This is a genomic window from Variovorax sp. P4_D9, from assembly GCF_056401695.1.
In genome coordinates, this window is sequence record NZ_JBFUIU010000393.1 from 1 (window position 1) to 8319 (window position 8319).

An 8319-nucleotide genomic window follows, 5' to 3' on the forward strand; every position below is an offset into this window, starting at 1 on the left:
CGGCAGACCTGCTCGCCGCGATCACGTTGCGCGAATTTCAACTCACTTGGGTTGACGACTAGYCGAACGGCGCCCAGCCGGCGGCGCCTCGGAACTGTGTGATCGCACTTCACACATCGCATCGGCGCTTCCTGCCCACCTTCGCGCACCAGCTAGTCCCCGTCGTGCAGAATTGATCGACCAACTGTTCGGGCGCATCTCAAGACTGCAGATCCGCGATTACGTCCAATGCGGCTGCCGGGGCAACACAGGTAGTCGTGTGGAGTGGAGTCAGCGCTTAGGAGCCTTACCGAATCCTGGGGCGCGGCGATGGAGCGCCGGACGAGCGCCAAACATGCCGGGTGCTCATCGCATCAGTAGTCTAGTAAACGCCACTTCGAACGAGCCCGCGAGCGCGCCGACGCTCGTACCGAACCAGATCAATGGCTTAGGTGAAAAGAGGCTCGTTCCGCAGCGCATCGATTCCGCAGTTCGAAATGCTTAGCATGGGCGTCAGCATCAAGGCGGAGGCGAATCGGTGTCGCCGACCTTGAGTTCTGGTTGCTCAAGGCGGTGCAGTGTCTCCGCCGGTCGGCCTTCAATTGCACCCAAGACCAGTTCCGCGATCATGCGGCCCGTCGCCTCGCCAGTTGGGTGAGCGATCGAAGTGACGCGAAAGGGCAAGAGAATGTCCGTGGGTACCACCCCATAGACGATTAACGACAACTCGCGGCCCGGTCGCATGCCGGCGTCCGCAAGCGCACGGAGGGCGCCGACGCCCGCCAGGTTATTGTCAACGAGCACCGCAGTGGGGCGATCTCGCCGCGCGATGAGCTGCTCCATCGCTTCGCGGCCCGCGTTGCGATCCAGGCCAACCTCGATCATCGTGGGCGCCAACCCTGCTTCCTGCATGGCAGCAAGGAAGCCCGCGCGGCGTTGCATAACGAAGCTGACGGCCGGAGGGCCGTGGATCAGCGCAATGCGACGGTGGCCGAGCGCCGTCAATCGCTCGACTGCAAGGCGCGCGCCCGCCTCGTTGTCGAAATCGAACCAGGGATAAGGTTCGGTAGCCTGGGTGCGCCCATAGGTCACGAAGGGAAAGCCCTCTTCCTGCAGGAAGGCGATGCGCGGATCGTCGACTAGCGTGTCGGCCACGATCAACGCGTCCACGCTTCGGCCGCTGGTGTGTCGACGATAGGTATCGAGTTCGGCACCGGGGCGGGCGGCGAGGATCATTAGGTCCAGGTCGACCTCTGACAAGCTGTTGGCCAAGCCTCCGACCACATCGACAAAGCGCGGGTTGCCGAGCCGGTTCGCTCCGAAGGGCACGATCATTCCAACGGCCTGTGCCCGCCCGGTGACGAGCCGGCGTGCTGTGGGGTTGGGCCGGTAGCCCACTGCGCGTGCCGCATCGATGACCTTCTGACGCGTCGCTGCGCTCACATCGGAATAGCCCGCGAGCGCCCGGCTCACTGTAGTGGGCGACAGACCGACCGACTTCGCAAACTCCTTCAGACCCGTCTTAGACATTTTGTAACCTTTTCCAAATTGAGATCCAAAGCGCTTTGGACTACAGTACTCCCACATCCAAAGCGCTTTGGATCCAACTTTTTCATGATCCAAAGCGATTTGGACACATTCTCCAAAGGAAGTCGATGCAACGCAAGGCTCTTCAAAGTCTCTTTCCGCGGCCTGACGAGATTCCGCCGGCCCATCGGCTCACGGCACCTATTCACCAGACCCATTACCTCGTGGACGGCCGTTTGGAGCCATGCGACGGTGACCGCAAGACCGTCTTGTCGCCCGTCTGTGTCCAATCCGACGAGGAACTGCCCCAGCAGTTGGAGATCGGCAGCTACCGCCTGATGAGTGAAGTGCAAAGCGATGCCGTCCTGGCCGCAGCAGTCGCCGCCTATGACAACGGGAGAGGCGAATGGCCAGTCATGAGTGTTGCTGCCCGCATTGCTTGCATGCAGGACTTCGTGAGAAAGATGGTCGCGCAGCGCGATCTGGTCGTGCAGTTGATCATGTGGGAGATAGGCAAGGGCCTGGCGGACTCGCGCAAGGAGTTCGATCGAACGGTTGAGTACATCGCCGCGACGATCGACGCCCTCAAGGACCTCGACAACGGTAGTTCCCGCTTCGTCATCRCCGAGGGCACGATTGGCCAGATCCGCCGCACGCCGCTCGGCGTGGTCCTTTGTATGGGGCCCTACAACTACCCGCTCAACGAAACCTTCGCCACGTTGATTCCCGCCCTGCTCATGGGCAATACCGTGGTGTTCAAGCCCCCGCAGTACGGCACGCTGCTATTTGAGCCCTTGCTCGAGGCATTTCGCACTTCATTCCCCAAGGGCGTCATCAACACGGTCTACGCGCCGGGTCAGGTGGTGGTGCCGCGCATGCTGGCGTCGGGGCAGGTCAACGTGCTCGCGCTGATCGGATCAAGCAAAGTGGCCGACCATCTCAAGAAGCAGCACCCGAAATCGCATCGGCTGCGTGCGATTCTGGGGCTCGATGCAAAAAACGCCGCGATCGTGCTGCCCGACGCCGACCTGGAACTCGCTGTCAAGGAATGCCTGTCGGGCGCGCTCTCTTTCAATGGCCAACGGTGTACGGCGCTAAAGATGCTGATCGTGCATAGCGACATCGTCGATAGCTTCCTGCGGCGCTTCGCCGAGGAGTTGGACAAGCTCAAAGTGGGTATGCCATGGGAACCGGGGGTGTCCATTACGCCACTGCCCGGGCTGCACCGAACCGCCTACATGACCGAGGCGCTCGACGATGCAAAAGACCAGGGTGCGCGGGTAATCAACGCCCATGGCGGTACGTTCTGTCAGACGCTGTACTACCCCGCTGTGGTCTATCCCGTGCGCGAGGGAATGAAGCTGTACCGCGAAGAGCAGTTCGGCCCGATCATCCCAGTGATGGCCTTCGACGACGTGGCCACTGCGCTCGAATACGTCACGACCTCAGAGCACGGCCAGCAGGTCAGCATTTTCGGTTCTGACCCGGCGCAGATCGGTGCCCTCATCGATCCCCTCGTCAACCAAGTCTGCCGCGTCAACATCAACTGCCAATGCCAGCGCGGGCCCGACGTTTTTCCCTTTGCGGGCCGCAAAGATTCCGCCGAGGGCACGCTGTCGGTGGCCGATGCACTGCGAGCCTTCTCGATCCGCTCGATGGTGGCTGCAAAGCAGACGGAGCCGAGCAAGCGGTTGCTTAACGCCATCGTGCAAGACCACAAGTCCAGCTTTCTCAACACTGGCTTCATTCTCTGAGAGAGCGGACCATGCATCGCCAACGCCACGCCAAGATCGTCGCCACCCTTGGGCCGGCCAGTTCCGACGCAGAGACCATCCGGGCGCTCTTCGAAGCGGGCGCGGACGTGTTCCGCTTCAACTTCAGCCACGGCAGCCATGAGCAGCATCGCGCGCGCTGCGACCTCGTGCGGCGCATCGAGCAGGAGACCGGGCGGCCCATCGCCATCCTGCTCGACCTGCAGGGRCCCAAGCTGCGCGTCGGCCGCTTCGCCGACGGCCCGGTCACACTGGTCGCCGGCAACGCGTTTCGCCTCGACCTCGATGCCACGCCGGGCACTGCGAGGCGCGCACCGCTGCCTCATCCTGAGATCTTCGCGGCACTCAAGGGCGGCACCGACCTGTTGCTCGACGACGGCAAGATCCGCCTGCGCGTGCAGGCCTGCGGCACAGACTTCGCCGACACCACGGTCATCGCGGGCGGCATCCTGTCGGAGCGCAAGGGCGTCAACGTGCCGGAGGTGCTGCTGCCGATCWCGGCCCTGACGCCCAAGGACCGCGCCGACCTCGACTTCGGCCTTCAGCTCGGCGTCGACTGGGTGGCGCTGTCCTTCGTGCAGCGGCCCGAGGACATGCAGGAGCTACGCGACATCGTGCAGGGGCGCGCGGGCGTGCTCGCCAAGCTGGAGAAGCCCGCGGCGATCGAGCGGCTCGATGCCATCGTCGAGCTGTCCGATGCGGTGATGGTCGCGCGCGGCGACCTCGGCGTGGAGATGCCGGCCGAGCAGGTGCCGCGCATCCAGAAGCGCATCGTGCGGGCCTGCCGCGATGCCGGCAAGCCGGTGATCGTGGCCACGCAGATGCTTGAGTCGATGATCAGCGCGCCGGTGCCCACGCGCGCCGAGGCCTCCGACGTCGCGACTGCCATCTACGACGGCGCGGACGCGGTGATGCTGTCGGCCGAATCGGCCTCGGGTCAGTACCCACGCGAGGCGGTCGCGATGATGGACCGCATCATTGCCGAGGTCGAGCGAGATTCGCACTACCGCACCGTGATCGACGCCTCGCACAGCGCACCCCGCCCGACGGTCGCCGATGCCATCTGCGCGTCTCTGCGGCAGACCGCCAGCCTGGTGCCAGTGGCGGTGATGGTCACCTACACCCGCTCCGGCTATACCAGCCTGCGCGCGGCGCGCGAGCGCCCCGTGGTGCCGGTACTGAGCATCACGCCCGAAATGCCCGTCGCGCGGCGGCTAGCGCTGGCCTGGGGCGTGCACTCGGTCCATGTGGAACACGACATCAGCGACGTGCCCGGGATGGTCGAGACGGGCTGCGCCGTGGCGCGCAAGGAAGGCTACGCCAAGCTCGGCGACATCGTCGTGATCGCTGCCGGCATGCCCTTCGGCAAGGCCGGAACCACCAACCTGCTGCACATCGCACGCGCCTAGAAGAGAGCATTCCATGACAACCATCAAACACATCCAGGGTATCGAAATCCTCGACTCCCGCGGCAATCCGACCGTTGCCGCGGCCGTCGTCCTCGAATCGGGCGCTAGCGGCTTCGCGGCCGCGCCGTCCGGCGCTTCGACCGGCTCGCGCGAGGCGGTCGAGTTGCGCGACCAGGATCCGTCGCGCTACCTCGGTAAGGGCGTGACGCGCGCCGTAGCCCATATCGACGGTGAGCTGCGCGACGCCCTGCTCCGGCACGACGCCGCCGACCAGAAAAGCATCGACGAGGCGATGGTCAAGCTTGACGGTACGCCGAACAAGTCGCGGCTGGGCGCCAACGCTATCCTTGCCGTGTCGCTCGCTGTGGCCAAGGCGCGTGCGGCAGAGCGCGGCCTACCGCTGTACCGCCACCTTGCGCCGCAGCGTCAGCGCCAGTTCGAGATGCCCGTGCCGATGATGAACATCGTCAATGGCGGCGCGCATGCCGACAACAATGTTGACATCCAGGAGTTCATGATCCTGCCGGTCGGCGCGCCGAGCTTCCGCGAAGCGCTGCGCTACGGCGTCGAGGTCTTCCATGCATTGAAGTCGATCCTTAAGGCAAAGGGCCTGGGCACCGCCGTCGGCGACGAAGGCGGCTTCGCGCCCGACCTGCCGTCGAACGAGGTAGCGCTCGAGACCATCCTGCAGGCCATCGACAAGGCCGGCTTCAAGGCCGGCAAGGACATCTGGCTCGGTCTCGATGCAGCCAGCTCCGAGTTCTACAAGGACGGGCACTACGTCCTCGCGTCCGAAGGCAAGCGCTTCGATTCGGCTGGCTTCGTCGACTACCTCGCGAACCTGGCCGAGCGCTATCCGATCCTGTCAATCGAGGACGGCCTGGCCGAGGACGACTGGGCCGGATGGAAGCTGCTCACCGAGCGGCTCGGCGACAAGGTGCAGCTGGTCGGCGACGACCTGTTCGTCACCAATACCGATATCTTCGAACGCGGCATCGCGGGCGGCATCGCCAACTCGATCCTGATCAAGCCCAACCAGATCGGCACCCTCAGCGAGACGCTGGCCGCCATCGACATGGCCGTCGGTGCCGGCCACTCGGCGGTCGTGTCGCACCGCTCGGGCGAGACCGAGGACGTCACGATCGCCGACCTCGCCGTCGCGACGGGCGCGAYGCAGATCAAGACCGGCTCCCTGTGCCGTTCCGACCGCGTAGCCAAATACAACCGCCTGCTCGTGATCGAACAGGAGCTCGGCGCCGATGCCGTCTATGGCGGCCGTGGCGCATTCCCTGTGTTGCACGGCTGAAGGGGTGGACCTGTTCGACAGGTCCAAGAGGAGCCTCCCATTCTGCGGGCGGCCGACCTCCTCACCGAGGACTCATCATGAAGAAGGAAAACCGCTTTGCCGGCTGGACCGATGTGGGCCTGCGACAAGGGCCTCGCGGAAGCACTCGCGGCGGGCCAGCTGCTGAAGCAGGAAGGCTACGACTTCGATGTGGCCTACACCTCGGTGCTCAGGCGAGCCATCAAGACGCTGTGGACCGTGCTCGAGGAGATGGACCGCATGTGGATTCCGGTCCACCATTCCTGGCGTCTCAACGAGCGCCACTACGGCGCACTGCAGGGTCTCAACAAGTCGGAGACCGCGGCGCAGTACGGTGACGCGCACGTCAAGATCTGGCGCCGCGGCTACGACGTCGCGCCGCCTCCTCTCGCGGATGGCGCCCCCCGGATCGAGGCGTCCGATYCCCGTTACCTCGAGCTGGGTGCCGGCGGATTTCCCAGGACCGAATGCCTGAAGGACACGGTGGCGCGCTTCCTGCCACACTGGCATTCCACCATCGCGCCTGCCATCCAGTCGGGCCAGTGCGTGGTCATCGCGGCCCATGGCAACAGCCTGCGTGCGTTGATCAAGTACCTCGACAACGTGTCCGACGCCGACATCGTAGAGCTGAACATTCCCACCGGCCAGCCCCTGGTGTACGAGCTCGACGACGAACTCAGGCCCTTGCGGCACTACTACCTCGGTGACGAGGAGTCGATCAAGGCCTCCCTGCTGGCGGTGGCCAATCAGGGCAAGGCGGGCCCCTGAGGACATGGGCACGGCGGACAGAGCGACTTCCGGCGGACCTGATTCCACCTTGTACCGCATCGTCATTGTCGGCGGCGGCGCGGGTGGGCTCGAGCTGGCCACGCGCCTGGGCAACACGCTCGGCCGGCGCAAGCAGGCCGCGATCACGTTGATCGAAAGACGCGCACCCACGTCTGGAAGCCCAAGCTGCACGAGATCGCAGCAGGCAGCATGGACATGAGCTCGCACGAGGTCGCCTACCTTGCCCAGTCGCACTGGCACCATTTCCGCTACCGCGTCGGCGAGATGGTCGGACTAGACCGGGAGCGGCGCGAAGTCCTTGTGGCGTCCTACATCGACGACGAGGGACAGGAGGTCACGCCGCAGCGTGTCTTCGCCTATGACACCCTGGTCATTGCCGTAGGAAGCCAGAGCAACGATTTCGGCACGCCCGGCGTGCGCGAGCATGCGATGCGGCTCGAGTCAGCCGCCGACGCGCTGCGCTTCCGTTCGCGCATGGTCAATGCATGCATCCGCGGGCACGCTCAGAGCACCGCGTTGCGTCCGGAGCAGTTGCAGGTGGCCATCATCGGCGCCGGCGCGACCGGCCAATACGAAGCCTCCCTTGCCAACGTCGACCGCGCGATCGTGCTGAATCCGATGACTCCGCCGATCTACTTGGTACAGCGCGCACGCGCCTTGTACGGCCTCGATCGCTTCGACGATGCGAGCAAGGCCTCTAGGGCGGCTCTCCTGCCGGCACCGGGCAATAGATCGGCTGTTTTGATAGGCGCGGCCGCGGATGTCGCTCGCGGAGCGATCGAGCAGGCCAAAGCTTCGATAGCGGATTGGCTGCAGCTCAACCCGGACTTCACGCTTTCATCTCCATTTTTCGCGGTTTTTTTCGCTCGCGACGCAATGCGGCGCCAGGAGTTGCTCGAGCGACTACGGTTGGCAGGGGTGCCCGACAGCAGTTGAGCACCGCGCGGCTGATGCGAGGCTATGCCGCAGGTCGCTCCACCAACCCGTCGTTCTGGCGGACGGGTTCCGAAGGTCGCTGAACTCGAGTGTTGTAGGACCGCTTTGCGCCGCTGAACTTCGGGAGCTCAAGGCCCGCTCAGGGCCCGGAGCTCCTGTTCGCATCATTCAGGAGCAGCCGTTCATCTGCCGATTAGCCATGTGGTCGTCCGTTGCCACCCAGGCGATCCGACGCTGTAGCCCAACTCGAATGTTGCTAACGACGTCGGTGAAGGTCAAGTTTCGAGGTTGAGCAGTCGTACGTCGAGGAATGTGCCAATGTCAGGTTCCGTCAGTCGCTGTCATTCGGTGCGGGACCTTGAACTTCAGCAATCAGTCTGTTCCTGACCTTCGGCTCGCGAACTTGGATGTCAGGTCATGGCTGCGAGCACCAGTTCGGGGACGTCCCTGGTAGCTGACATCCGGCGTCATCGCCCGGTTGGCCAAGGACTGCTATCGGCGAGTCTTACGAACAGGTGGTCCCGGCCATTTGCAGACTTTGGGCGAAGGCCCGTCCCGCGCGCGGGCATCACCCGCCGCCGGC

Annotated in this window: 6 protein-coding genes and 1 pseudogene; 6 read left to right on the forward strand and 1 reads right to left on the reverse strand. The window is 64.4% G+C overall.

From position 1 onward, the window contains the following. Positions 1–498: 498 nt before the first annotated feature. Positions 499–1509 (reverse strand): substrate-binding domain-containing protein, encoded by a 1011-nt coding sequence (locus tag AC1DY5_RS32300; protein WP_478118130.1) that lies wholly within the window; start codon positions 1507–1509, stop codon positions 499–501. Positions 1510–1634: 125 nt separating this feature from the next. Between AC1DY5_RS32300 and AC1DY5_RS32305 the strand changes: the two genes are divergently transcribed. The 6 genes and pseudogenes from AC1DY5_RS32305 to AC1DY5_RS32330 all read left to right on the forward strand — a co-directional run bounded on the left by AC1DY5_RS32305 (position 1635) and on the right by AC1DY5_RS32330 (position 7736). Further along, positions 1635–3260, forward strand: coding sequence for an NADP-dependent glyceraldehyde-3-phosphate dehydrogenase (locus AC1DY5_RS32305; protein ID WP_478118123.1), 1626 nt, complete (start codon positions 1635–1637; stop codon positions 3258–3260). A gap of 11 nt (positions 3261–3271) precedes the next feature. Next, positions 3272–4687, forward strand: a complete 1416-nt coding sequence (gene pyk, locus AC1DY5_RS32310; protein ID WP_478118125.1) for a pyruvate kinase — start codon at positions 3272–3274, stop codon at positions 4685–4687. Between the two features lie 13 nt (positions 4688–4700). Then, a complete protein-coding gene (gene eno, locus AC1DY5_RS32315; RefSeq protein ID WP_478118126.1) occupies positions 4701–5993 on the forward strand; it encodes a phosphopyruvate hydratase in 1293 nt (430 codons plus the stop codon). 77 nt (positions 5994–6070) lie between these two features. Beyond that, positions 6071–6779: pseudogene (gene gpmA / locus AC1DY5_RS32320) on the forward strand (2,3-diphosphoglycerate-dependent phosphoglycerate mutase). Positions 6780–6828: 49 nt separating this feature from the next. Further along, positions 6829–6999, forward strand: a complete 171-nt coding sequence (locus AC1DY5_RS32325) for an FAD/NAD(P)-binding protein (RefSeq protein WP_478118127.1) — start codon at positions 6829–6831, stop codon at positions 6997–6999. Next, positions 6990–7736 (forward strand): FAD-dependent oxidoreductase, encoded by a 747-nt coding sequence (locus AC1DY5_RS32330; protein ID WP_478118129.1) that lies wholly within the window; start codon positions 6990–6992, stop codon positions 7734–7736. The genes AC1DY5_RS32325 and AC1DY5_RS32330 overlap by 10 nt, the downstream gene beginning before the upstream one ends. Positions 7737–8319: the final 583 nt, after the last annotated feature.